Genomic DNA, 25,600 nt, shown 5'->3' with positions numbered 1-25,600 from the left:
CCTGCGCGGCCGCCTCATTCGTCGCGACAATCGGGGCAAGGCAATGCTTCACGCTCCCTCCGGCACGCGCTGCTGCGAATGAGTCTACAAGAACGGCGCCTAGAAGCGGTCGATCATGCCGAATTGCACGCCGCGCACGGGCGCGCCCGGCCAGGACGGCGGCAGGCCCGTGACGTTCACGCCGCGCAGCGTGAAGGTCGCCTCGCCATGATTGCGCAGCCAGCCCGCACTGGCATAGAGCAGCACGCGCTTTGAGAGATCGTACTCGCAGGCGGCGCTGAACTGGTCGGCGTCGTTGTCGCCGCCCGAGCGGTCGCGCAACCACGTGTAGCCAAGCGACGCGCGAAAGCGCGCGGTGACGTCGTAACGCGCCGACACCGAAACGCCGTCGTTGTGATAGCGCGGCGTGCCGCCGTCGCCGTTGAAATAGGCGAGAAAGCCGGTCACTTCGCCAAATACGTACGACACGCCGCCCAGGTTCGCGCGCAATGCGCCATCGCCGTTTTGCTGCTGGTGGGCGTATGAAATGCGGAACGGCCCGTGTCGCCATTCGAACGTGCCGATGGCGCCGGCAAGGCCGTTGCCGTCCGTGCCGGGGTCGCGCAATGCGGCCATCAACGTGGTGGAAAAGCCGTAGATCTCGGGCGACAGATACGTGATCGCATTCGATTCGTATGGCGTGATCTTCGAAAGATTGTCGAGGCCCGAGGCGATGGTACCCGCGCCGAACGCGTCGAGCTGTCCCTTGAAGGGGATGTAGATCGGCGAGTATTGCCGCCCCACGCGCACCGTGCCCCAGGGGGTGCCCACGCCGATCCATGCCTGGCGGTTGAAGATCGTGTTGGCCACGGCCAGGGTGCCGTCGGCCGAGCCGAAGCCATTTTCGAGCTCGAACAGGATCTTGATGCCGCCGCCCAGGTCTTCCGCGCCGCGCATGCCGAAGCGCGAACCGCGATAGGCGCCCGAGTCCATGCGCGCGACCCAGCCCGCGCCGGGATTGGTGACTTCGATGCTCGTGTCCAGCGCCCCGTATAGCGTGACCGAGCTTTGCGCATGCGCGCTCATCGTGTGCAACAGGGCGAGCGACAAGACCGCCCAGGCGCGCGCTGCGCGCAATGTTGGGATCATGTGGGAAGCACGAATGAAGCGCACGGGCGGTGCGGCGCATGCGTCAGGCGCGGCGACCGTCATGCGAAAGGGCGCCGCAGCCAGAAGAATACGGGAACCGCGGCCGCGAGGCAAAGCCAGGCGGCCGCGCGCCGCTTATTGCTGCGGCAGTGCGTAGGCAATCACGTAGTCGCCGAGCTTCGTGCCGAACGAACCGTGCCCGCCCGCCGCGATCACGACGAACTGGCGGCCGTTGATCGAGTACGTCATCGGCGTGGCCTGTCCGCCCGCGGGCAAGCGCGCCTGCCAGAGCAGATCGCCGTTGTTCACGTTGAACGCGCGCAGGTAGTTGTCGGCGGTCGCGCCGATGAAGATCACGCCGCCCGCCGTCACCATCGGGCCGCCCAGCATCGGCATGCCCATGCGGAACGGCAGCGGCAGCGGCGAGCTGTCACGCACCGTGCCGATGCGCTTTTTCCATATGATCTCGTTGGTCTTGAGGTCCACGGCCGAGATGTAGCCCCACGCGGGCTGCTTGCACGGCAGGCCGAACGGCGAGAGGAACGGGTTGAGCGTCACGCCAAAAGGCACGCCGTATTGCGGCTGGATGCCCGCCTCCGTGCCGCTGCCCTTCGCGCCCGGCTGCGGCTCCTGCGGGTTGCCCGGCCCGCGCGGAATCAGGCGCGAAACGAACGGCAGCGCGATAGGGTTCGCAACGGCGACCTGGCGGTCCGTGTCGATAGCCAGACCGCCCCACTCGAACATGCCGAGATTGCCGGGGAACACCAGTGTGCCTTGCAGCGAGGGCGGCGTGAACGTGCCTTCATAGCGCAGCTTGTGGAACATCACGCGGCAGACCAGTTGGTCGTACATCGTGGCGCCCCACATGTCGGCGTCGGTGAGGTCCTTCGACGGACGGAACGTGAGCTGCGAGAACGGCTGCGTGGGCGCGACATGATCGCCGGGCGCGGCGCCTTGGGGCACCGGCATTTCGGGCGCGGGCACGACCAGCGCGCCGGTGCGGCGGTCGAGCACGAAGAGATTGCCGGTCTTCGCGGGGGCGTACACCACCGGCACGGTCTTGCCGTCCTTGTCGGTGATGTCAGCGAGCGTGGGCTGCGAGGGCTGGTCCATGTCCCACAGGTCGTGGTGCACCGTCTGGTAGAACCATGCGAGCTTGCCCGTGGAGGCGTGCAGCGCGAGCAGGCCGGTCGCGTAGCGCTCCAGGTCGGGCGTGCGGTCGCCGCCCCAGATGTCCGGCGTCTTCACGCCCATCGGCAGATACACGATGTCGAGCTTCGGATCGTAGGCGGCCGGCGCCCACGAGTTCGGCGAATTCCACACGTAGTGCTCGCCGGGGCCCGGAATCTTGTTCGGGTCCGCCGCTCCCGGATCGAACGCCCAGAGCAGCTCGCCCGTGCGCACGTCGAAGCCGCGAATCACGCCGGACGGTTCGCGGTTCGAGAAGTTGTCCTCGACCGCGCCCGCCACCACGATCACCTTGCTCGTGACGATGGGCGGCGAAGTCGGCTCGTACATGCCGGGCGTGGTCACGGGCATGGCGTGTTGCAGGTCGAGGTCGCCGTTGTTGGCGAAGCCCGCGCAGCGCTCGCCCGTGAGCGCGTCGAGCGCGTAGAGATGGCCGTCGTTCACGGGCAGGAGGATGCGGCGCGTGCATGCGCCGTTGGCGGCTTGCGCGGTGGTTTGAGCGGCGGGCGCGGGGTCGCTGGCCGGGGCGGCGGCCTCGACGCCCGATGCGGCCGTTGCGCCCGCAACGTTTGCCGTGTTCTGCGCATCCGGCGCACTTGCCGACAGATCGACAAACGACACGCCCCGGCAAGTCACGTGCTGGAACGACGGATCGGCCTGGAGCTTCCGATCGAACTTCCACTTGAGCTCGCCCGTTTGCGCGCTGAGCGCGAAGAGGATCTGGTGCGGCGAGCACAGGTACAGGAGGTCGCCGATCTTGATCGGCGTGACTTCGCTGGTGATCTCGACCGGATCGTTAGGCCCCTTCATGTCGCCTGTGCGGAAGGTCCAGGCCACCTGGAGGTCGTGCACGTTCTCGGGCGTGATCTGCTGTAACGGCGAATAGCGCGTGCCTTGCTGGTCGCGGCCATAGGCGGGCCACTCGGAAGGCTGAATGCCCTCCGCGTTCGGCGCGGGCGTGCCGCGCGACTCGGCCAGCGTGCCGTTGATCTGCTGCGGGTCGTTGAAATGCGCAAAGGCGAGCACACCGCCCCACACCACGAGCCCGACGAAAAGCGACAGCACGCCGAACTTGCGCGGCGGCTCCAGATGCCAGCTCATGAGCAGCAGCAGCCACACGCCGAACACCACCAGCACGCCCGAGCGCGGCACGAGCGCCCAGAAGTCGCTGCCCGATTCCCAGAGCCCCCAGACCGCCGTGCCGATCAGCACCAGCGCATAGAGCACGAAAGCCTTGGGACTGGCCCGCCACAGCAGCCAGGCGAAGATCAGCAGCACGACGCCGGTCACGACGTAATACGGCGAACCGCCCAGCGAGACGAGCCACGCGCCGCCAACCAGCAGGTAGACCGCGGTGAGCAGCGTGAACAGCACGGAGATGACGCCGATGATGCCCAGCGGTTTCGATTGTCTGGCCATGATCTCAACCTTCCTCGAAGAATGCCTTCTGCGATGGCGGAAAAAGCGCAGCCTCAGAACACGTGCATCATGCCCACGTAGGCGCCCGTCTGCGATTCGCCGGGCAGCGGGCTGGTCGGATTGCTCGAATCGCGCGGCGTGGCGAACACCGAGAACGTGCCGTTCTTGCTGTTGTCCACGTACGCGACGGTTGCGTACAGGAACGTGCGCGCGCTCAGGTTATAGGTAGTGCCGAGCGCGTAGAGCATGGCGTGGCTCGCCGGGTCGTGCGAGACGTCGCCGCCGCCCTCGCCCACGTGGATATAGAAGCCCGCGGCCGTCACGGCCCATTTCGGCGTGGCCTGGTAGGTCGCGCCGAGCCAGTAGTGGTCGGCGGTATCGGACACGCCCGGCGGCGAGTCGGGCGCCGAATAATGCGTGTACGCGGCCTGGATCTTGAACTTCTGCACGCGCAGGTTGCCGCCCACGAAGTACTCGCGCGAGGCCGTGAAGATGTTGGAGAAACGTCCGCTCGAATCGCGCAACTCGTCGTAAATGCCGCGCATGTCGAACAGCGGCGAGTGATACGTGAGCATGATGCCGTCCGAGCGGCCGAACTCGCCTTCGGCCCCTGCGTTGAAGTTGCCCGGCTGGTTGCCGAACGAGTACTGGCCCTGCACATCGAGGCCTTTCCACACGGGGCTGTGGTACTCGATGTTGTTGCTCGTTTGCTGCCAGTTGCGCCCGCGCACGAGCGAGGCCGACGACACCGCCTGCTGCACGAAGGGATCGAATTCCCACACGCCGTCGCTGTCGATGAAAAGATTACGACCGGCTTGCAGTTGCCCCCACGTCTCGTTCTTGATGCCGACGTACGCGCGGCGCGACCAGAGCCGCCCGCCGCCTGTGGTGCCGTTCATGATCTGCACCGCGGTTTCGAGGTCGAAGATCGCGGCGCTGCCGCCGCCGAGGTCTTCGGTGCCCTTGAGGCCGAACATGCTGGTGCCCCAGTCGCCGCCTTCGGCGCTCCAGCGGCTCGAACTGCCGCCGTTGCCGTTCGCGATGTGATTGAGGTATTCGACGCCGCCGTCCAGGCGGCCGTACATCGTGACACTCGATTGCGCCCACACGGCCGAACTGGCGGCGAGCAGCGCCACAGCGCCCAGAGTCGTTTTCACGTCAGCTCCCTGGTGGAGTCTTCTTGCTCGATCCGGTCTGTGCCGGGGCGAAGAACGTGCGATAACGTGCAATAACGTGCGATAAGGTCAGACAAACGGGCGCGCCAGCCGGGTGCTCATCGGGCCCCGGAGGCATGGAGCCCTTGCCGGGCGCATCGCGCACTTAAAAAAGCATAGCGCTTCGCGGGAAATGCCGCTTTCTGGCTGGACGGCGCGGCACATTGCGTGCCGCGCTGCACCATGCATGACGCATCGCATGCGTGACGTGGGCAAGGCGGGGAAATGCGGTAATCGGCGCGCTGTTTCAGCCGCGCGCCTCGCGGATGGCGCGCAGTTCGATGCGGTCCTGCGGCATCTCCGAGTAGTTGCGAAACGAAGCGGGATCACCGGCAACGATACCGTTGAGGAAGTCGCGCTTGTGCTGAAGAATGCGGCCCGCAAAGCGCCCGATGAACTGCTCGTCCTTGAGGAACACGGCGACGAAGTCGTTCCACTGATCGTCATGCTGCAAGCTCGTATACGATTCGAGCAGAGCCGGACGCATGCCGTTGCGCCTGGCCCAGGTCACCAGCGCATTGCCGCTGTCCGGGTAGAAGCGCCAGCAGTCCACCGGCCAGCGATGAAAATCGCCATTCGACGGTACGTTCAGATAGAACAGACCGCCGGGCTTGATAATGCGCATGACTTCGAGAAACAGCAGCCAGAACATTTCCGAGTGCTCGAACACGGAGCTTGCGAGCACGATGTCGGCGCTTGCATCGGCGAACGGCAATGCATAGGGGTCCTGCAATACTACATCGACGCCGCGCCCCTCCACGAAATCGACGCCTGTGTAGGCAAAACCTTCGGGACAAACGCTGCGCAGCGAGCCATTGACGTCCTGGCTGCCGATTTCGATCACCTTGACGGGCTCATCGCCCCTCTCGATGTGCGGCGCGTAGCACCGGAAAAAATCGCGGCAATTCTGCATGGCGGTCGGATGCATGCTGTTCTCCAGATTGACTGAGCGCATGCTCGCATGAATCGCCACGCGCGCTGCGCGTGGCATGGTGCGAAAACACGGTATGGCTCAAACAATGGGTAGATCGCACGCCGGATGTGGCGCGCAGGCACGCGCAAACGGCCTGCCGCGCTAGAATTGCCGCTTTCGATGGACGATCGCCATGACAACCGCGTTGCTCGTAATCGACTTCCAGCAAGCCCTCGTGAACACCGAACCTCTGCCCGGCGACGCCGCTATGGTCAGCGCCAACATCAACGCGCTGATGCAGCGCGCAAGGCAAGCGGGAGCGCCGGTCGTGCTGATCCAGCACGAGGACGACAGCGAACTCGTGCACGGCACCGAAGCGTGGGCGTTATCGACGCAACTGAACATCGAGCCGCGCGATCATGTCGTCGCCAAGCGAACGCCCGACTCCTTTCTCAACACCGATCTGGGTGCCCTGCTCGCCGCTCATGCGGTTACGCACGTCGTGATCTGCGGGTATGCCAGCGAGTTCTGCGTCGACACGACGACGCGGCGCGCCGCCGCGAACGGTCTCACGGTCACGCTCGCCGCGGACGCCCACACCACGCATGACAAGCCGCACGCAAGCGCGGCGGCGATCCGGGCGCATCACAACGCCACGCTGTCCAACATCAGCAGCTTCGGCCCGAAGATCAGCGCGCGGCCGGCAAGCGAGATTGCATTCGACACGCCGGCTCGCGGCGGTTGAATTCCCGCGTTTGCCCCTGTTATCGCGACTAGCGCGCGTCGCGCCGGGAATCCGCCTTCTCAGCGAGCTTCGCAGCCTCGCCTGCGGACGCTTGCGGCACGGGCGCGGCCCGCACGGTATGGAACACCGGCAGGCGCCAGCCGTAATACAGCGAGGCAAGCCGCAACGCCACGCAGGAAATCACCGCGATCCAGGGCGTCCAGAACGGCGACCAGCCCACATAGGTCAGCCCCACCTGCACGGCCGCGCCAAGGAGCGCAGCCGATGCGTAAATCTCGCGATCGAGAATGGCCGGCACGCGCGAGAGCAGCACGTCGCGCATCACGCCGCCGCCCACCGCGCTCACGATGCCGAGGATGATCGCGGGCTCCGCGCTCTGGCTATAGGCAAGCGCCTTCTGCGCACCCGCGACCGCGAAAAGTCCGAGGCCGATCGCATCGAACAGCAGTACAGGGTGACGCAGCCGTCGCACCTGCGGATAGGCGGCGATGGTGAGCGCCGCGGCCAGCACCGACACCGCGAGATAGGCCCAGTTCGCCAGTCCCGCAGGCGGAACCGCGCCGATGCACAAGTCGCGGATAATGCCGCCGCCGCAAGCCACCATGAAGCTCACCACGATGATGCCGAAGAGGTCGAGCCGCCGCTGCCGCGCGGCCACGGCCCCGGAGATTGCAAACGCGAAGGTGCCAACCAGATCGAGGAACGTATAGGCCGCGTGGGCGTTGATATGCGCGCCGACGTGCGCGCCCAGCTCTGCACTCACGCCGCCTCGCTTTCATGGCCGAGCCATGCGGCAGCCGCGCACAACATCGCTTCGAGGCCGGTGCGCAACGTGGGTTCGAGCACCGGCGCGAACATCGGCGAATGATTGCTCGGGATTTCGTTGAGCTTTTTGGCCGCCTTCGCCGTGGCATAAACTTCGGGGTCCGTACCACCGACGAACCAGAACGCGTATGGCACGCCCCATACGCGGCCGAACACGCTGAAGTCCTCGCTCGCGGCGGCCGGTTGCGTCTCGTAGGCACGCTCGCCGAACCAGGCTTCGAAGGCCTTGCGCAGACGCGCCGTCGTGGCGTCGTCGTTGACCGTGAGCGGATAGCTCGAAAGCGTCGTGAATTCCGGCTCGCGCGGTGCGTTCGAGGCCGCACATTCCGCGCAGCAAATGCGCCGGATCGCACCGAGCATGTATTCGCGCACATCGTCGTCGAACGTGCGCATGTTCAGCTTGAGCGTGGCGTCGTCGGGGATGATGTTTTCCTTTGTGCCCGCCTGGAGCGCGCCCACCGTGAGCACCGCGCTCTCGCGCGGCGAGATTTCGCGCGAGACGATCGTCTGGAGCCGCAGCGTGGTGGAAGCCGCCATGATGACTGGGTCGATCGAGGTCTGCGGCTGCGAGCCGTGCGAGCCGCGCCCGAAGAGTTTCACCTTGAGACTGTCGCCGGCCGAAAGGATCGTACCGCTGCGATAGCCCACCGTGCCCGCCGGACCCACCATGACGTGCTGGCCGAGGATCACATCGGGCTTAGGAAAACGCGTGGTCATGCCGTCGTCGATCATGCTGCGCGCGCCGCGCCCCACTTCCTCGCCGGGCTGGAACACGGCGAGCAGCGTGCCGCTCCACGCGTCGCGATGCGCCGCCATGAGTTGCGCCGCGCCGAGCAGCCAGGTTACGTGCATGTCGTGGCCGCACGCGTGCGCCACGCCCACCTGCACGCCCTCTTCGTCTTTCGCCGTCACGGTGCTCGCATAAGGCAGGCCGGTGGCCTCGGTCACGGGCAGCGCGTCCATGTCGGCGCGCAGCATCACGACCGGCCCCTCGCCGTTGCGCAACACCGCCACGACGCCCGTCACGCCCACTTCGCGCGTGACCTCGTAGCCGAGCTTTTCCATTCGATCGGCCACGAGCGCGGCGGTGCGGAACTCCTGCATCGACAGTTCGGGATGCGCGTGCAGGTCCTGGTAGAGCGATTCGAGCTCGGGCAGCAGCGCGCCTATGGCGGGCGCCAGGGTTTCGACGAGGTTTGGCATGGACGACTCCTTCATGCGTATTTCAATGTGCAAAGCGCCGAATTCAATCGGCCTCACTCGGCTTCAGGCAATTTCAAACCGCTTCAAGCGCCTTCGATCAGGCTTTGCGCGAGCTTGGCGAGCAGCGCGTCGAGCGTCTCGCGCTCGCGGTCGGTGAGCACGGCCGCGAGTTCCGATTCGAGCTTCGAGCCCGCTTTTTCCGAGGCATTCGCCACTTTCACGCCCTCGGGCGTCGCGCGCAACGCCACGCTGCGCCGGTCCGACGCGTGCGTGCCGCGACCGATCAAGCCGCGCGATTCGAGTTCCGCGAGCGTTTTCGAGAGCAGTGTTTTTTCGATGAGCGCGCGCTGCGACACGGCCTTGGGCGTAATGCCCGGCTCGCCGCGAATGAGGCGCAGCACGCGCATGGCGCGCACGTCGAGATCCCAGCGCTCGCGATAAACGGCGTTGGCCCGCTCCATCAGCAGCGCGCTGGTCTGGTCGAGCCTGAATGTGAGGAAATCGGAGTACAAACGCGCGCTCCCAAGAGTCGTGAAGCCACACGACTGGCCGACAGGCCAGTCCGCAGCCTCCGCAATGGTCGCCAGTATAGTCAAATAGTTGAAAATTTCAACTATCTGGATGAGGGAAGGATGATGGAGATGCGCAGATGTGACTGCGCGGCGGGCCTCCACCGGTGTGGAGAGCCGCCGCGCATGAAGAGACGTCCGGCGGGGACAGATGCCCGCCGTCGTCAGCCAGTTGAAAAGACGCTTTCGAACCGGCTGGTTCGAACCCGCTTAGAACGCGTGACGCATGCCCACCGTGACGGCGACCTGCGTGTCGGTCGACGACGGCGAGAGCGTGTTGATCATCGCGTGCGAGAGCACCGAGCCTTCCGGCGCGCCGTGCACGTTCTGGTACACGCCTTCCAGATAGAAGTCGGTACGCTTGCTGATGGCGTAATCCGTTTGCAGCATCGCCGTGTTCCAGCCGGGGTTCGTGCCGTTGTACGCGCCGTGCGTGTACGTGTACGCGCCCGAAACGCTCCATGCCGGCGTGAGCGCGTATTTCACGTTGGCCTCGAAGTTGTCGAGGCGCAGCGAGCCCGCGAGCGAACCCGCCGAGTTGTCGCTCGAACCGAGATAGGTGCCCGTGCCGAACGAGTAGACGCCCGACACGTTGTCGATCTGCGAGTGGCTCCAGACGAGGCCGACCGTGGCCGGGCCGTACGTGTAGTTGCCGCCGAGCGACCAGACGCGCTGACGTTCCGCCACGAAGTTCGCGGTGGTATCGCTGGTGGTGGCCGCGCCGCTGCCGTTGCCGGCGTTGTTGAATTGCAGGTAGCCGGCCGCGAGGTTAAGCGGGCCCTGGTTATAGGACACCGCAAAGCCATACGAACGGTTGTTCGCGAAGTCGCCGGCCTTGTTGCTGAACGAGTACATCGTCTCGAACGTCACGCCGTACCAGGTCGGGCTTGCGTACTTGACCGAATTGTTGATGACCACCGAGTTCGCGGCGAGGTTGTCGTTCTCGAACGGGTGTGCGGCGAGGCTGCCGCCCCACGTGTTGAACTCGGCCGTGAGCGGGCCCACGAGGTCGTTCATCACGTCGAACTGGCGGCCGAACGTGACCGTGCCGTACGGGTCGCTTTGCAGGCCGACCCAGGCCTGGGAACCGAAGCCGAGACCGGAGAACGCCTGCGCGCCATTATTCAGCAGAAAACCTTGTTCCAGCTTGAAGACCGCATGGAGGCCGCCGCCCAGATCTTCCGAACCCTTGAGACCGAACACCGTGTTTTGCGTGGAGCTGGAGTTCATCTGCCAGTTGCTATGGCCGAACTGGTTGTTCGTGTAGACGAGGCCGGTATCGATCAGGCCGTAGAGGGTCACGCTGCTTTGCGCGTGCGCCGAGACGGCGAATGCGCTCAAGAGTGCCGCGGCGAGTAGCGATTTTTTCATGTTTGTAGGCTCCGGAATCAAGCGGTGGGTTAGTGCGTCAAAATCAATGCATCAAATTCAGGCGGCCGGCACCATCTGTGTGCATATGCAACGTACGGCATTCCATTCCGGTGCGGATTTCAAAGGCAAATAAATACCCGCCGACGATTATTGCGGGTTGCGCAATTCATCGGTGTTGAAATCGCAATGACGGAGGGAACGTCGTGTGACGAGTGCGGCGTGAATCGAACACCCGCATCATAGGGGGCTGAAAATAAAAATGGTGTTGAAATGCAGACGCCGTGGCGTGAATGGCACAACCGCCGTGAGCAAGGCTCGACGGGCGACACGGAATATGCAGGACTCAAATGGCGCGAATGAAATTACATAATGCTTTCAAATTCGCGCATTTAAGTCGATGAGAAAAACCGATTATTCACCGTGAGAATCGACGTGAAAGCCGGCTTGCTGCGAGGGTTGATTCTTTTACGGGCGCTTTATCGCGAACCGCATTGCGCGAGGTGCGGCGCTTATTCAATGGAATCCGAACGAAGTTTGCACTTCAAATCCAGCAAGTCGCGCTCGCTGGATTGCAGAGCGATTTCCAGTTGCGTGGCGGCTTGCACCAAACGCCTGATCGCGGCGGCGCACTGCTCCACCGAATCGCGCGAAAGACGCCGCAGATGCTTCTGGATCGCGTCGCCCAGCGCCGCGTGCAGGCGCGCATAATCGACACCCACAACCTCGCGTCGCGGCCCGTCCGCACCGGTGCAATCAACCACGATGTCTTCGAAATTCGCGTCGCTATCGAGTGAAAATGGCGCGAGCGAGGCATCGGGCGTGATGACGTAGTCAGCCAACCGCGCATTCGCTTCGCGCGAAAACGTTTCGGATATCGATTGCGTGAGCGCATTGCAGATCGCGTTCACGTCGCGCGTTGCCGAGTGCTTTTCAAGCAAGCCTGGCAGCGTGGGCATGACGCCGCGCCACACGGCGTTGGCAACCTCCTCTTCCTGCTGTTCCAGGCGATCGAGTGCGGCTTGCGATGCCGCGCCTAGCTCGGCCAGTCGCGGCAGCACCGCTTCGCACAGCACGCCCAGCACATTCTCTTCAAGATGGTGCAGCAGGATTTCGGCCATCTTGCGCCGCTTGTAGGCGAGCGTCGGTTCGATGATATCGAGCAGCGCACCGTAAAGCCGCTCGAATCCGGCCTCCGTCATGGCCACCGGCGTTTGACCCTGCTCGCGCGCCACGTGTGCGGAGATTGAAACGGGCGGCTTCAGCAACGCGGGATTCACCCCCATCGCCACGAGCTTTTCGTGAGCCCGCGCCTTGACGTCGGCTTCCTGTTGCGCGCGGTTATGCGCGCTCTTGTTGCACAGGACCTTGACGAGTTCGCCATTCACTTCGTCTTCTTCGTAGGCGTCGCTGCGCGTCAAGACCGGCAGTAGCGGCTTGTTGCGATGCAACTCACGGCCGAGGTCTTCGAGTTCCTGAACTTGCCCGGGAGAAGTCGAACTGGTCAGCCACAAAACGCCGTCCGCGCTGTCGATGAAGCGCTGGGTCAGCGCTGCGTTTTCCGGCGTCATCGAATGCAATCCGGGCGTGTCGAGCAACACGAGTTTGTCGCCGGGACGCACGCCTTGCAGGCGCGACGTGGTTTCGGTCGCGCCTTCCTTGAAACGTTCCGGCGACTCGACGATGCGCCCGGCTTCAAGGTGGAAATAGTGCACCGCTCTGCCATGCGCGGCGAAGCGGTCGGCGAGGAAATTGCAGAATGAACTCTTGCCCGCGTTGAATTTGCCGAATACCAGCAGCAATGCCTTGTCGGCGAACGCATCGGCCAGCGCCTGGGCCGGCGCAAGATCGGCCCACTGCCGGGGCCACGCCAGCGCGCTGGCCTGCATCAACGCGTTGATCGCGTTCGCGCGCGTGGCCGGCTCGGCCTGCGCCTTCAGGCCCGTACAGGTCAGCGCATTGTCGCGCAGGCGGCCGGCCAGATCGGCAAGCCAGGCGTCCAGCGCATGCAGGATGGGTTCGACATCGCGTGCGACGAACTCGAACGCGTCGACCTCCGCGATGAAGCGCTGTTCCTGGCTCGCGTCCGCCTTCATGCGCTGGCTTCCAGTGTGTGCATTGCCGTCAACGCCGAGTCCGATGCGACGATGGCGGCTTGCGTCTGCGCAATCTGCTCGGCCAACGCCTGCCTGTCGTCGCTCAATTCGTAATAGTGCGTGAATTCGCGCTGCATGCGCTCGCGCCCGGCCGCTTCGCAGAACATCTTGTGCAGGTCTTTGCGGAACTTCACCGACACGCCCATTACGGCGATCATCACCGAATTGAGGCTGCGCGCCACCGTTTGCTGCTCCGCGGGCAAGCCGATCACGCCGTGCCCGGCAAGAAAGCCGTCCATTTCGATGCAGGCGCGCGAGTAGGCAATCTGGATATGCGCGCGCTCCACCTTCCCTGCCGTAATTGCGTAGGCATCCTTAGCGGTGTCCGGCACGGCGGCGTAATCCTCGCCAAGCGCGCTCAACATCGCGGCAATGTCACCGCCCACCTTGGCGATAACGGCCTTCAGTCCCTGCGCGAAGTCGTGCAGCTGTTGCTGCTGCGTCCGCCGCAGGCCTTCGAGTGAATCGTGCTGCGCTGCGCTTAGCTGGCGCAGATCTGCGCGGATCTCGCGAAACAGCAGCGCCGTCTCGTGCACCCGCGCTTGCGGCACGCGCCCGAGCACCGAATGCAGCGCCGTGTGCAGCGCGGGAATGCCGCTCTTTTCCAGCAGCAGTTGCTTGCCGCCCTCCACGCCCTTTCGATGGCGCGTGGACGAAGCGGCATTGAGCACGATGCCCGGCATCTGCTCGCCAATCGCACTGCCGACTTTATGGATTTCGCTCTCGTCGCCCAACTGGTCCACTTGCGAGAGCACGAACAGGGTTTGCCGCTCCGTGCGCTTGCCGTCGGCGTGCAGGTCGGCCAGGAGCGCGAGTTCCGCCGAATCCAGTTCGCCTTCCTTGGCCGCATGCACGAACAAGCGGATATCCGATTTCAGCCAGGCGGCCTGCAAGGCCTGGCGGTCGTCCTCGTTGCCCACGTCCGCATCCAGGCCCGGCGCATCGAGCCAGCGCACCCCAAGATGAACGCTGTCCGACATCGTCACGGTTTCGCGCTTGTCCGATACCGCAAAGGCGTCGCGCCCGATCAGCGCGTTGAGCAGGCTGCTCTTGCCGTGGTTGTATTTCCCGATGACCGTGACGACGGGCTCGCCATCGCTCACGAGAATTTGCAGCCGCGCCAGATCGTTGGCGCGATCCGGCAGCACGCATGCGACCGCGCGTGCGGCCTGCTCACGGACTTCGCTAGTCACCCTCGCCTCCTTGATCGATTCGTTGACGGGCCTGCTTACTCCGGCAATACGGCTACCGCCTTGATCTCGACGATGTAGCCCGCCTGGCCGCCCAGCATGTGCGCGCCGACGGCCGTCCACGCCGGCAGAGGATGCGCATCCAGATAACGGTCCCGCACCTGCATGAACAGCGGCAGATCGCGCATATCCGTATGGAACGTTGTGAGATCCACCACATCGCTCAGCGACGCACCCGCGGCCGCAAGCACGGCTTTCAGGTTCTCGAACGCCTGTACGATTTGCGCTTCACGATCTTCCACGAGTTGCATGGCATTGTCACGGCCAATCTGCCCGGAAACGTAGATCGTCTTGCCGACCTTGAGCGCGGGCGCGTAGCGGATTTTCTCGTAAACCGCTTCCATGCCCTCGGGAACAATGGCTTCGCGATCCGTCATGATGGTGTCTCCAGTTTTTAATCGATTCTGTTTATCAAGGTTTCGTTTCCGGCGACGCACGCAATGCGCTGCTCGCCCGGCGGGAAAATTTCGACTGCAAGAGCGCATGCGCGGCGAGACCGAACAGCAGCCCCCAGAACGCGGCGCCCAATCCGAACAGCGACATGCCCGAGGCGGAAACGATAAAGGTGACCAGAGCGGCGTCGCGGTCCTTTACGTCGCTCATCGAACCGGCGAGCGCGTTGGCGATGGTCGGAAACAAGGCAAGGCCCGCGAGCGCGGCGATCAGTTCCTTTGGCAACATCGCGAACAGCGAGAGCACCGTGGCCGCCATGCAGCCGAGCACGAGATACACGATGCCGCCGGAAACGCCCGCGACGTAGCGCCTGGCGGGATCGGCGTGCGCCTCGTGGCCGGTGCAGATCGCGGCGGTGATGGCCGCGAGGTTCAGGCCATGGCATCCGAACGGCGCAAGCACGGCGGAAACCGCTGACGACCACGCGATGAGCGGCCCCGCCGAAGGCTCGCGGTAGCCGCTGTTGCGCAACACCGCCATGCCGGGCACCCACTGCCCGGTCAGCGCGACCACCATCAACGGCAGGCCGATATTGACGATGGCTTGCCAGTCAAAGCGCGGCGTGGTCCAGGCGGGCACGGTGAACTGCAACGCAGGAACGTGGCCGGTGAGCTTGCCGCCCAGCACGGCGACGAGCGCGCCGACCACGAGCACGCCCACCACCGCGTAACGCGGGAAGCAGCGACGGCCGATGAAGAACGCCACGAACATCGTGCCGACGAGGAGCGGTTGCGCGGGCAGCACGACGAACATCTTCGCCGCGAAGCCGAACAGGATGCCGGCGAGCATCGCCGCCGAAATGCCGGCGGGCAGCCGCGAAACGATCTTGTCGAAGGTTCCGCTCACGCCGATCACGAACGTCGCCACACCGGCGACCAGATAGGCGCCAACGGCCTCGGGAAAGCTCACCGTCGGCAGCAAGGTGATGAGCAGTGCGGAGCCCGGCGCCGACCATGCGATGACCACCGGCACCTTGTATCGCAGCGACAGCACGATACCGAGGAAACCGGAGCCGATCGAGATCGTCCACACCCACGATTCCAGCAGCGCATGCGGCATGCCCTGCGCGGCCTGAAACACGAGCACGAGCGGGCCCGCAAATGAAATCAGCGTGGCGATGGCACCCGCGACGATGGCCGGCAGCGAAGCGTCTTTCAACAACGGGTTCCAGGCTTTCATGAATCAGCCCGTGTCGCCGCCGGCGACCGGCAACACCGAACCGGTGATGTAACTCGCTTCATCCGAGGCGAGAAACAGGATCGGCGCGATCTGTTCGTCGAGGGTGCCGTAGCGCTTGAAATACGTCGATTCGGTAACCTGGTGAACCGCCTCGCTCATCCATGCCTTTTCCTGCTCGCTGTCGCCCGCCGCATTGCGCGGAACGCGGCGCGCGGGCGCGCTGGTTCCGCCCGGCGCCGTGGCCACTACGCGGATATTGTGCTCCGCGTATTCCATCGCCAGCGACTGCGTGATCGCGTTCACACCGCCCTTGGCCGCCGAATACGGTACGCGGCGAATGCCGCGCGTGGCGTTCGACGAAATATTGACGATGGTGCCGCCGCCACGCGCGAGCAGATGCGGCAACACCGCATGGCACGTGTAGAGCGTGGGCATGAGCGAGCGGCGGATTTCCGCGTCGATCTGCGCGGGCTCGAATTCGGCAAACGGACGCATGCGGATCGCGCCGCCCACGCCGTTGATCAGAATGTCGATGCCGCCGAACTTCTGCACCGCGAAATCCATCGTCGCTTTCGCGCCTTCATAGGTCTCGAGGTCGGCGATGAAACCCGCCGTTTCTGCGCCCTGCGCCTCGGCGGCCACTTCGGTCACGAAGTCGGCGCGATCGACGAACACCACCTTGCCGCCCTCGGCGGCCGCGCGCAGCGCCACGCCACGGCCGATGCCCTGCGCCGCGCCGGTGACGACCACGACTTTCCCTGCGAATCGTTGCATGGTCATGCCGCCTTGGGAACGACGTTGGGGGTGAACTTCTCGTAGTGGAAGCTGTTGGGCTTCACGCCTTCGTCGTCGAAGTACTTGCGCACGGCATCCACCATCGGGGGCGGTCCGCACAGGTACACATCGACGTCGCCGTCGTTGAGGGCGTCGGCCGGGATATGCTGCGTGACCCAGCCCTTGCGCGCGTGATTCGAATCCGCGTCGGCCACCACGGTGGCGAAGCTGAAATTCGGCAGTTTCGCGGCGTAGGCTTCGATGGCCTCCACGAGCACCAGGTCGAGATCGCGCGTTACGCCGTAAATCAGGTGCACCTTCTGCTCCGAATTCGTGCGCGCGAGCACTTCCAGCATCGAGAGGAACGGAGCGAGACCCGTGCCGCCCGCGAGGAACAGCAGCGGACGCTGCACGTCGCGCAGATAGAAACTGCCGAGCGGCCCCGTCAGTTCCAGCTTCGTGCCCGGTTGCGCGGATTCGAGCCAGGTGCTCATCACGCCGCCGGGAATCTTCTTGATGAGGAATCCGATCTTCCCTTCACCCGGCGCGGACGAGAACGAATACGAGCGATGCTGGCCGCTGCCCGGCACGTCGATGTTGACATACTGGCCCGGCAGGAACGCCGGCCCGGCTGTGTCCACGTCGAGTTCGAGCACGACGGCGGCGTCGTTGTGCTGCTCGACCTTCGCGACCGTGGCGGCGAACTTGCTTTGCGCTGTCTTGCACACCGTGGACGATGCGGGAATCGCGATCACGCAATCGCTTTCGGGCACCATCTGGCAAGTGAGCACGAGGCCGCTTTCCTTTTCGTCCTCGGTCAGCGCGTCTTCGATATAGTCTTCGCCCAGGTCGTAGCTGCCGCTTTCGGCGCGGCACTTGCAGGTGCCGCACACGCCGTCGGAGCAATCCATCGGCAGGTTGATCCTCGCGCGGAACGCCGCGTCGAGAACCTTCTCACCCGCCTTGCAGTCGATGAAACGGGTAACACCGTCCTCGAAATTCAGTGCAATCTTGTAGCTGGACATGGTGTCTCCTTCTTTCCCATGTTGAAACGTACGCTCGACTTCAAACGTGATAGACGTCGAGCACCTGCCGGATATAGTCGTTCTTCAGCGCGATCTTCTTGTATGCGATCAAATAGCCGTCGCCCGCCTGGCGCAGCGTGACGAACATCGTGCCGAAGAAGTGGTCCGTGACCTTGTAACGATGGCTGAGCGTGTGGAAGTTATAGCGCACATCCACTTCCTCGCCCCGCTCGGCCAGCACTTCCACGTTCGTGACGTTGTGGGCCGTGCGCGGCTCCGGCATCGACGCGCCGCTGCGCTCGGTCTTGATGCGGAACACGCGGTCTTCCAGGCCGCCGCGATCGGGGTAGTACATCAGCGAGATCTGGCTCTCGTGGTCGTCGGTGAGCTGGTCGTCGTCGTCCCATGCCGGCATCCAGTAGGTGACGTCCTCGGCATAGCACGCGAGCCATTCTTCCCACTGGCGGTCGTCGAGCAGGCGCGCTTCGCGGTACAGCGTGGCGCAGATTGTCTGGTAATCGTGGCTCATGCCTGTGCTCCCGCCTGTTCCTGCTTGAGCGCGTCGCGCATCACATTCACCCAGTACTCGTGCTGGACCACGAACAGGCCTTCGTCTTCACTGCGCTCGCCGGAAATGACCGGCTTGAGCCCCATCTTCGTCGCGTTCGCGTCCGCGCCGTCAACCCACAGCGGCGCGCCGCGCGAGAGATCGTTCCACATGGCCGTCGTGCCCGCATAACCGGCCTGGCAGGCGCGGAACTCTTCCAGGTCGTCGGCCGTGCCCATGCCCGAGACGTTGAAGAAGTCCTCGTACTGCCGAATGCGCGTGGCGCGATCTTCCGCGCTCTCGCCCTTCGGCGCGAAGCAGAAAATGTTCACTTCGGTCTTGTCCACGCTGATCGGGCGCACCACGCGAATCTGCGTGCTGAACTGGTCCATCAGGAACACGTTCGGGTACAGGCAGAGGTTGCGGGTCTGGTTGACGATGAACTCGGCCTGCACGTCGCCCACGCGCGCCTTGATTTCGTCGCGATGCTTGTAGACCGGGCGCACTTCCGGGTTCATCGTATTGGTCCACAGCAGGATATGGCCGTGGTCGAAACCGTACACGCCCGCGACCGACTTGCTCCAGCTATTGGCGTCCACGGCCTGGGTGCCGTCTTCCTTGCGGCGGCCCATCGTTGCCGCGTAATTCCAGTGCACGGTGCTGACGTGGTAGCCGTCGCAACCGTTCTCCATCTGCATCTTCCAGTTGCCGTCGTAGATGTACGAGGAGTTGCCGCGCAGCACTTCGAGGCCGTTGGGCGACTGATCGACGATCTGGTCGATGATGGTCTTCGTTTCGCCGAGGTAGTCGGCAAGCGGTTGCACGTCCGCATTGAGGCTGCCGAACAGGAAGCCGCGGTAGCTCTCGAAGCGAGCGACTTTCTTCAGGTCGTGCGAACCCTGCTTGTTGAACTGCACCGGATATTCGGTGGTCTTTTCGTCCTTCACCTTCAGCAGCTTGCCGGTGTTGGAGAACGTCCAGCCGTGGAACGGACAGGTGAAGCTACCCTTGTTGCCGTGCTTGCGACGGCACAGCATGGCGCCCTTGTGCGCGCAGGCATTGATCACGGCATGAAGTTCACCGGTCTTGTCGCGGGTAATGACGATGGGCTGGCGGCCAAGCCACGTGGTGTAGTAATCGTTGTTGTCGGGAATCTGGCTTTCATGTGCCAGGTAGACCCAGTTCTTCTCGAAGACATACTTCATCTCCAGTTCGAACAGATCGGCGTTCGTGAAGATGTCGCGGCGGCAACGGAATACACCGTTTTGCTTGTCGTCCTGCACGGCGGTGGACAGCAGGTGATCCAGGTCACTGGCTTTGTCGATGATGGCTGACATGTTAGCTCTCCTATGCATACCCCACACGCTGTACGGAGTCCTTGCATCGGTATCGAATGGTTAATCCGGCTGGGAAGGGTGAATCAGGTAGCGGCGATGTCGGTGCGCCGCCGCTACCTCGAACAGTTATGCCGTGGCCGAAGCGCGCAGGCGGGAGACGAGCTGGTTGTCCTTGCCCTGGACCAGCGGGGTGAGCGTGAAGTTGAACTCGATGTCCTTGTACGCGTCGGCCTTCAGGCCCAGCGCCGCGCCACCGGTCTTTTCAACCACGGGCGGAATCAGTTCTTCGCGGGTCGCGTAGGCGAAGTCGTCCCAGATCAGCGGGTCGCCTTCGATATTGAACTGGGTGGTCAGCTTGCGGGTGTCTTCGGCGGTGACGAAGAAGTGCACGTGCGCCGGACGGTTGCCGTGGCGGCCCAGGCCGTTGAGCAGTTGCTGCGTGGCGCCGTGCGGCGGGCAGCCGTAGCCCACGGGCATGAGCGTGCGGAATTCATACTTGCCGTCGGCGCCCGTTTTCACCGCGCCGCGCAGGTTGAAGTCGTCCTGTGCGCCGGTCGGGTCGAAGTGCGAGTAGAAGCCCTTCGAGTTCGCGTGCCAGCATTCCACCACGGCGCCGGCAATGGGCTTGCCGTCCAGGCCGGTCACGGTGCCGTGAATGACGAGGGGGCCCGCATCCGCGTCGGGATTGATGTCGATGCGCGAGAGGCTCTCGCGAACCGGTGCGCCCGCGACATACAGCGGGCCTTCGATCGTGCGCGGCGTACCGCCTTCGAGGCCGACTGCCTTGTCTTCGGCGTCCATACGGATGTCGAGGTACTTCTCCAGGCCGACGCCCGCGGCGAGCAGCGCCGCTTCGCCGTCCTGGCCGAGCTTGTTCAGATAGTTCACGCCGGCCCAGATTTCATCGGGCGTGATGTCGAGATCGTCGATGGCCTTGAACAGATCGCCCAGCAGGCGATACACGACCTGCTGGAAGCGGGCGTTGCCGGTGCTGCCGTCGAGGTTGGCGGCGGCCTTCAGCAGATCCTGCACTTCTTTGGTTTGGAATACTTTTGCGCTCATGATGACTGTCTCCTTGTATTGAGGGGAAGTGAGTTCAGGCGTCGCTGTCCCGAATCGACGACGGGTGACGACACAACGGCGTGACCGAAATTTTCATGTACGGAAAGAGCGGCAACGCGGTCAGAATGTCGTGCAGCTCCGCATTGCTCTCCACATCGAAAATGCTGTAGTTCGCATACTCGCCCGCAAGACGCCAGATATGACGCCACTTGCCGCTGCGTTGCAGATCCTGTGAATACGCCTTCTCGCGCGCCTTGATTTCATTGGCGACATCGGCGGGCATGTCGAGCGGGATATTCACATCCATTCGTACGTGGAAAAGCATCGTCAACGTCCTTTAGTGTCCTGGCGGTGTGCGGATTACTTCGTTGCCTTCATCAGACCATCGCGGGTGAAACGCTTCACCTTCGCTTCGTCCAGTTCGATTCCCAGGCCGGGGCCGTTCGGCACGGTCAGTTCGAAATCGCTGTAATCGAGCGGCGTGGTCAGAATTTCCTCGGTGATCAGGAGCGGCCCGAACAGTTCGGTGCCCCATTGCAGGTTGGCGAAACTCGCGAACAGATGCGCGGAGGCGATCGTGCTGAACGCGCCCTCCAGCATCGTGCCGCCGTAGAGTTCGATCCCTGCGGCGTCGGCAATCGCGGCCACGCGTTGCGCGGCGAACAGGCCACCGCTTTGCTCGATCTTGATGGCGAACACGTCGGCGCCCGCGTTCTTCGCGATTTCGAACGCGCTGTCCGGGCCCTGGAGGATTTCGTCGGCCATCAGCGCCACGGGGAAACGGCGCATGAGGCGCGCAAGCGCGGCGGCGGACGCCACCGGCTGCTCCACCAGTTCGCAGCCCGCGTCGGCCAGCGCCGGGATCGCCCAGGCGGCCTGCGTCTCGCTCCAGGCCATGTTGACGTCCACCCGCACCGCGGCGCGCTCACCCACGGCCTTCTTGATTTCGGCTACGTGGCGAATATCGGTCTTGAGTTCCTTCGCGCCGATCTTCAGCTTGAAGATCTTGTGGCGGCGCACCTCGAGCATCGATTCCGCTTCGGCAATGTCCTTCGCCGTGTCGCCCGAGGCGAGCGTCCACGCAACCGGCAGGCGCTCGCGGCGGCGGCCGCCCAGCAGCTCGCTCACCGGCACGCCAAGGCGCTTGCCCTGGGCGTCGAGCAGCGCGGTTTCCACCGCGCACTTGGCGAAATGATTGACCTTGACCAGCTTGCCCAGATGCGCCATGAGCGCCTGAATTTGCGTGGCGTCCTTGCCAATCATCGCCGGGGCGAAGTACGCGTCGATCGCGAGCTTCATGGCCTCGGGGCTTTCCGGGCCGTAGGCCATGCCGGCAATCGTCGTGCCTTCACCAATGCCGACGACGCCGTCGCTGCAATACACCTTCACCAGCATCAGGGTTTGCCCGTACATCGTCGCGACGGAGAGCTTGTGAGGGCGAATCGTCGGCAAATCTACAAGCCGGGTTTCGATGCGATCGATCGTTACGGTGGTCATGTCGAATGCTGCGTGAGTAAAGAAGATATGGTGGTTTTATACACGTCGGCCATTCGGGCAGTCCAATACTATTTGTGTCCACTTCCATACCTTTATAATATGGAAGCAGCGCAAGCGCCTATGAATTGACCGATATTGCGGCGCATCATATTCTCCAAGTATCAAGATTTTGTCGTTTCTATTGGGACCGGAACATGGACCTTCGCCAGCTTCGTTACTTCGTTGCCGTTGTCCGCGAGCGCAATTTCACTCGCGCCGCCGAGCAACTGCGCATCGCGCAACCGCCACTGAGCCGGCAGATTCAATTGCTCGAACAGGAAATTGGCGTGCCTCTGCTGATTCGCAACACGCGCCCCGTGCGCACGACCGACGCGGGCCGCCTGGTCTACGAGCAGGCCATGCAGATACTCGGGCGCGTGGAGCAGATGCAAACGGCCGCGAAGCATGTGGGACTGCACCAGCGCACGGTGCTTTCGATCGGGTTTGTCGCCTCGGTGCTGTATTCAGGACTGCCGACGTTGATGCGCAAGCTGCGCGAGCATGCCCCGGAACTCGACATCCAGATGGTCGAACTCATGTCGGTGCAGCAGATTCAGGCGCTCAAGGAGGGCCGTATCGACATCGGTTTCGGCCGCGTGCGCCACAGCGACCCGAACGTGGCGGGTATCGTGCTGCGCGAGGAGCCGCTCGCCGTGGTGGTGCCGGTCGGCTCCCCCATGGCGAAGGAGTCGACGCCGATTCCCATCGAGGAACTGGCGGGACAAAAGCTGATTGTTTATCCGAAGGAGCCGCGCCCCGGTTTCGCCGATCAGGTATTGAGCGTCTTGCACGGCGACGGCGTGCAGCCTGGGGAAGTGCTCGAAGTGCGCGAAATCCAGACCGCGCTGGGGCTGGTGGCGGCCGAGTTCGGCGTGTGCGTGATTCCGGCGTCGGCGCGGCAAATCCGCCAGGACGTGCACTACCGCCTGATCGACAGCGACCACGCGACTTCGCCGATCATCCTGAATCATCGCGTCAACGACAATTCGGCCTATATCGACCTGGTCAAGCAACTGGTCAAGGAGATGTATGCCGAGCCGCAGTTGTGGCTACCGGCGAAGAAAAAGAAGCCGTGAAACTGGTTCGCAACGTGACGATGTCTTGCGACATCGTCACGACAAACGACAGGTCATGCGCACTAAAGCGTTAAAGCTTAGTGGCCCGACGAAAGCGCGACGTCTCCCCTCACCGGGTCGAGACGCAGGCTGAACACGGCGAGCGCGGCCCCCGCGAGCGGCACAGCCAGCGCGAGGAAGAAGCCCGATGCGCCGCCCCACGCGAGGAACGTGCCGCCGATGGCCGACCCGGCAATCGCACCCGCACGGCCCATGCCGATCGCCCAGCCCGTGGCGGTGGCGCGCAGCGCGGTCGGATAGGCGCCCACGATCAGGTAGTTCAGCGCGATCTGCTGCCCGCCGATGCCAAAGCCCGCTGCGCCCGCGAGCGCAAAGACGAGCGCCCAGTTCGTGCCCGCGTAGCTCAGGCCGAGCGCGATCACGATGCCGCATGCGAACATCGCGCCAAGCAGATTGCGCGTGTTCATGTGCGGCAGAACGAACGAAAGCGGAATTGCGCACACGATGAACACGGCATTGACGATCACGGTGCCGAGCGGCGCCTGTGCGGCGGGCAGCCCCGCCGATTTGAGGACCGTGGGCAGCCACGAAAGCAGCATGAACCACGCCACCCAGTTGAGCAGATACACGACCCAGATGGCGATCGTCTTGCCTGCGTAGCCTTCGCGGAACAGCGCGCCCACGCTCGCCTTGGCCACCGCCTCCTCGGGCACGGTGAAGCGGGCGTCGGCCGGCAGCGGTTGCGTGACGATCTTCGAGAGCGTCTTGTGCACGTATTGCTGCCCGCGCGCGTCGCCGCGCGACGCCTGAAAATAGAGCGACTCGGGCAGCAGGAACGCGGCGAGCACGAGCACGGCCAGCGGCACGCCGCCGCCCACCACGAAAATGCCCTGCCAGCCGATCACGGGCAGCATGCGCGCGGCAAGCAGGCCGCCGAGCATCGCGCCCGCGGGCAAACCGAGCAGCACGCCCGTCATGATGGCGCCACGCTGACGCGCCGGACCGTATTCGGCGGCCAGCGCGAGCAGCACGGGCGTGCAACCGCCCATGCCGAGTCCGGCAATGAAGCGCAGCACCAGAATGAGCTGGGGATCCGTCGCCCAGGCCGTGGCCAGCGTCGCGCAGCCAAAGATCGCAAGGCCGATCATGATCGCAGGCCGACGGCCAATGCGGTCGCCAACCAGGCCCAGCGTCATCGCGCCCACCGTCATGCCGATGATCCCGGCGGTCAGGATCGGCGCGAGCGCACCGGCGGGCAGCTTGAACGCGGCGAGAATGGCGGGACCGGTAAAGGCAATCGCCTGCGTATCGAAGCCGTCGAGCAGCGCGATCAGGACGCAGAGCGCGAGCACGCGCCACTGGAACGCGCCAAGCCGTTCTCTGTCGATGAGCGCCGGAATCGACCGGACGGAGGGGTGAGTCATGACGAAAAGTCTCCAAACGCCACGCGCTCTGGCGAATGCGTGGTATCTATTGTTTTAGGAATCAGGCGAGCCTTACTGCACGCTGACACTGATCGAGGGTCGTCCAAGGATAGAACCAGGCATTTCACTCTGTCCAACACCGAATAGGTATCGATTCCATACTCTTAAGGCATAGTTGCGCAGGCATCGAACTTCCATTTGATTCGGCATCCTTATCGAATTGAACGCGACCTGACCTCCATGCGCGCTTACGCCAGTGCATCGAGAAAGCCGCGTACCGCCACGCCGATCTCATGCGGCGAATCTTCCTGAACATAGTGGATGCCCGCCACCGCCGTCTCACGCTGGTTCGGCCAGGTGCGGCAAAAATCGAGCGCGCGCCCCGTGAGCAACGCGCCGGGTTCCGCGCGAATCAGCAGCTTCGGCATGGCGCTCGACGCAAGCCAGGCGCCGTAAGCCTGAACGGCTTGTGCAACGTCGGCTGGCTCGCCTTCTATCGGCAGTTCGCGCGCCCAGACGAGCGTCGTCATGCGCGATTCGCGCGAGGTGAACGGCTTGCGCCATGTGTCCATTTCCTCGGCGCTCAACGCCCGCAGCACGCTATGCGGCAGCACCGTTTCCACGAAGAAGTTCTCTTCCCGCACGAGGCGCTCGCCCTCCTCCCCGCGCAGCGCACGAAAGAGCGCTGCGCGCTCGGGCGGGAAATCGCTCCAGCGGCGCGGTTGCACGATGGCCTCCATATAGGCGATCGCATTCACGCGTTGAGGATGGCGGCGTGCCCAGTCAAAGCCCAGCGCCGAGCCCCAGTCGTGCAATACCAGCGTGACGCGCCCGGCTGGCAGCACGGCGTCAAACCACGCGTCGAGATAGCGCGCATGATCGGTGAAGCGGCATGCGCCGCCCGGCGTGGCGCTCGAATCGCCCATGCCCATGAGGTCGGGGGCGAGGCAGCGATACGCGTCGCTCAAATGGGGAATGACATTGCGCCACAGACGCGACGAGGTGGGGTTGCCATGCAGCAGCACGACCGCCTCGCCCGTGCCGGTGTCGACGTAGGCCATCGTGCCGCCCGCAATGGTGGCGCGGGCGCGCGGATGCGGGTCGTTGGGGCTGACATGCGCCGTTTGCACGGCTGGCGTTGCGGTGGAAGTCATGGCGCGGCTCCTGTCGGGAGGGAGGGTGAGCCGATGCTAGAATCGGAAGCGGCCC

At 64.1% G+C, this 25,600-nt stretch carries 23 protein-coding genes; 2 read left to right on the top strand and 21 right to left on the bottom strand.

The genetic code is table 11. From position 1 onward, the window contains the following. Positions 1-99: 99 nt before the first annotated feature. From C7402_RS44235 to C7402_RS44220, 4 genes are all read right to left on the bottom strand, one after another. Positions 100-1,128, bottom strand: a complete 1,029-nt coding sequence (locus tag C7402_RS44235) for a porin (protein WP_116615055.1) — start codon at positions 1,126-1,128, stop codon at positions 100-102. Positions 1,129-1,263: 135 nt separating this feature from the next. Beyond that, positions 1,264-3,735 carry a glucose/quinate/shikimate family membrane-bound PQQ-dependent dehydrogenase gene (locus C7402_RS44230; RefSeq protein WP_116615042.1) on the bottom strand — a complete coding sequence of 824 codons (2,472 nt, stop codon included), beginning with the start codon at positions 3,733-3,735 and terminating at the stop codon, positions 1,264-1,266. Between the two features lie 53 nt (positions 3,736-3,788). Then, positions 3,789-4,892 carry a porin gene (locus C7402_RS44225; protein ID WP_116615041.1) on the bottom strand — a complete coding sequence of 368 codons (1,104 nt, stop codon included), beginning with the start codon at positions 4,890-4,892 and terminating at the stop codon, positions 3,789-3,791. Positions 4,893-5,196: 304 nt separating this feature from the next. Beyond that, a complete protein-coding gene (locus C7402_RS44220) occupies positions 5,197-5,877 on the bottom strand; it encodes a methyltransferase domain-containing protein (protein WP_112178055.1) in 681 nt (226 codons plus the stop codon). 178 nt (positions 5,878-6,055) lie between these two features. Between C7402_RS44220 and C7402_RS44215 the strand changes: the two genes are divergently transcribed. Beyond that, on the top strand, positions 6,056-6,607 hold the full coding sequence (locus C7402_RS44215) for a cysteine hydrolase family protein (protein ID WP_116615040.1): 552 nt from the start codon (positions 6,056-6,058) through the stop codon (positions 6,605-6,607). Between the two features lie 28 nt (positions 6,608-6,635). Here C7402_RS44215 and C7402_RS44210 read toward each other — a convergent pair whose 3' ends face one another. The 15 genes from C7402_RS44210 to C7402_RS44140 all read right to left on the bottom strand — a co-directional run bounded on the left by C7402_RS44210 (position 6,636) and on the right by C7402_RS44140 (position 21,852). Further along, entirely contained in the window at positions 6,636-7,334 is a 699-nt protein-coding gene (locus C7402_RS44210) for a trimeric intracellular cation channel family protein (protein ID WP_116615054.1), read from the bottom strand. A gap of 32 nt (positions 7,335-7,366) precedes the next feature. Then, positions 7,367-8,635 (bottom strand): M20 family metallopeptidase, encoded by a 1,269-nt coding sequence (locus C7402_RS44205; protein WP_116615053.1) that lies wholly within the window; start codon positions 8,633-8,635, stop codon positions 7,367-7,369. Positions 8,636-8,718: 83 nt separating this feature from the next. After that, positions 8,719-9,147, bottom strand: coding sequence for a MarR family winged helix-turn-helix transcriptional regulator (locus tag C7402_RS44200; RefSeq protein ID WP_112178036.1), 429 nt, complete (start codon positions 9,145-9,147; stop codon positions 8,719-8,721). 267 nt (positions 9,148-9,414) lie between these two features. Then, entirely contained in the window at positions 9,415-10,575 is a 1,161-nt protein-coding gene (locus C7402_RS44195) for a porin (RefSeq protein WP_112178035.1), read from the bottom strand. Between the two features lie 509 nt (positions 10,576-11,084). Then, entirely contained in the window at positions 11,085-12,668 is a 1,584-nt protein-coding gene (locus tag C7402_RS44190; RefSeq protein ID WP_116615039.1) for a dynamin family protein, read from the bottom strand. Continuing rightward, on the bottom strand, positions 12,665-13,921 hold the full coding sequence (locus C7402_RS44185; RefSeq protein ID WP_116615038.1) for a GTPase: 1,257 nt from the start codon (positions 13,919-13,921) through the stop codon (positions 12,665-12,667). The genes C7402_RS44190 and C7402_RS44185 overlap by 4 nt, the downstream gene beginning before the upstream one ends. 35 nt (positions 13,922-13,956) lie before the next feature. Continuing rightward, positions 13,957-14,355 carry a RidA family protein gene (locus C7402_RS44180; protein WP_116615037.1) on the bottom strand — a complete coding sequence of 133 codons (399 nt, stop codon included), beginning with the start codon at positions 14,353-14,355 and terminating at the stop codon, positions 13,957-13,959. Between the two features lie 34 nt (positions 14,356-14,389). Next, positions 14,390-15,610, bottom strand: a complete 1,221-nt coding sequence (locus C7402_RS44175) for a benzoate/H(+) symporter BenE family transporter (RefSeq protein ID WP_116615036.1) — start codon at positions 15,608-15,610, stop codon at positions 14,390-14,392. A gap of 3 nt (positions 15,611-15,613) precedes the next feature. Next, the gene (gene benD / locus C7402_RS44170; RefSeq protein ID WP_116615035.1) at positions 15,614-16,390 is read right to left on the bottom strand and encodes a benzoate diol dehydrogenase BenD; all 777 of its coding nucleotides are present in this window, start codon (positions 16,388-16,390) and stop codon (positions 15,614-15,616) included. After that, on the bottom strand, positions 16,387-17,409 hold the full coding sequence (benC, locus tag C7402_RS44165) for a benzoate 1,2-dioxygenase electron transfer component BenC (protein WP_112178029.1): 1,023 nt from the start codon (positions 17,407-17,409) through the stop codon (positions 16,387-16,389). Before benC ends, benD begins: the two co-directional genes overlap by 4 nt. Before the next feature lie 40 nt (positions 17,410-17,449). Next, a complete protein-coding gene (gene benB / locus C7402_RS44160) occupies positions 17,450-17,938 on the bottom strand; it encodes a benzoate 1,2-dioxygenase small subunit (protein WP_112178028.1) in 489 nt (162 codons plus the stop codon). Further along, complete coding sequence (locus tag C7402_RS44155; RefSeq protein WP_116615034.1) at positions 17,935-19,293, bottom strand: Rieske 2Fe-2S domain-containing protein; 1,359 nt, start codon at positions 19,291-19,293, stop codon at positions 17,935-17,937. Before C7402_RS44155 ends, benB begins: the two co-directional genes overlap by 4 nt. Positions 19,294-19,419: 126 nt before the next feature. Further along, a complete protein-coding gene (catA, locus tag C7402_RS44150) occupies positions 19,420-20,355 on the bottom strand; it encodes a catechol 1,2-dioxygenase (protein WP_112178026.1) in 936 nt (311 codons plus the stop codon). Between the two features lie 34 nt (positions 20,356-20,389). After that, entirely contained in the window at positions 20,390-20,680 is a 291-nt protein-coding gene (gene catC, locus C7402_RS44145) for a muconolactone Delta-isomerase (RefSeq protein WP_112178052.1), read from the bottom strand. A gap of 35 nt (positions 20,681-20,715) precedes the next feature. After that, complete coding sequence (locus tag C7402_RS44140) at positions 20,716-21,852, bottom strand: muconate/chloromuconate family cycloisomerase (RefSeq protein WP_116615033.1); 1,137 nt, start codon at positions 21,850-21,852, stop codon at positions 20,716-20,718. Between the two features lie 194 nt (positions 21,853-22,046). On the opposite strand from C7402_RS44140, the gene C7402_RS44135 reads away from it, so the two are divergent. Next, positions 22,047-22,967 carry a LysR family transcriptional regulator gene (locus C7402_RS44135; RefSeq protein ID WP_112178024.1) on the top strand — a complete coding sequence of 307 codons (921 nt, stop codon included), beginning with the start codon at positions 22,047-22,049 and terminating at the stop codon, positions 22,965-22,967. A gap of 77 nt (positions 22,968-23,044) precedes the next feature. On the opposite strand, the gene C7402_RS44130 is transcribed toward C7402_RS44135, so the two are convergent. Together C7402_RS44130 and C7402_RS44125 are read right to left on the bottom strand one after the other, a co-directional pair. Beyond that, positions 23,045-24,391, bottom strand: coding sequence for an MFS transporter (locus C7402_RS44130; RefSeq protein ID WP_116615032.1), 1,347 nt, complete (start codon positions 24,389-24,391; stop codon positions 23,045-23,047). A gap of 248 nt (positions 24,392-24,639) precedes the next feature. Continuing rightward, positions 24,640-25,545 carry a haloalkane dehalogenase gene (locus tag C7402_RS44125; RefSeq protein ID WP_116615031.1) on the bottom strand — a complete coding sequence of 302 codons (906 nt, stop codon included), beginning with the start codon at positions 25,543-25,545 and terminating at the stop codon, positions 24,640-24,642. Positions 25,546-25,600 lie beyond the last annotated feature (55 nt).

The organism is Paraburkholderia unamae (assembly GCF_003096875.1).
GTDB classification, from domain to species: Bacteria; Pseudomonadota; Gammaproteobacteria; order Burkholderiales; family Burkholderiaceae; genus Paraburkholderia; species Paraburkholderia unamae.
Note: the sequence above shows the minus strand (reverse complement) of the source record. Positions and strands in the feature narration are given on the sequence as shown.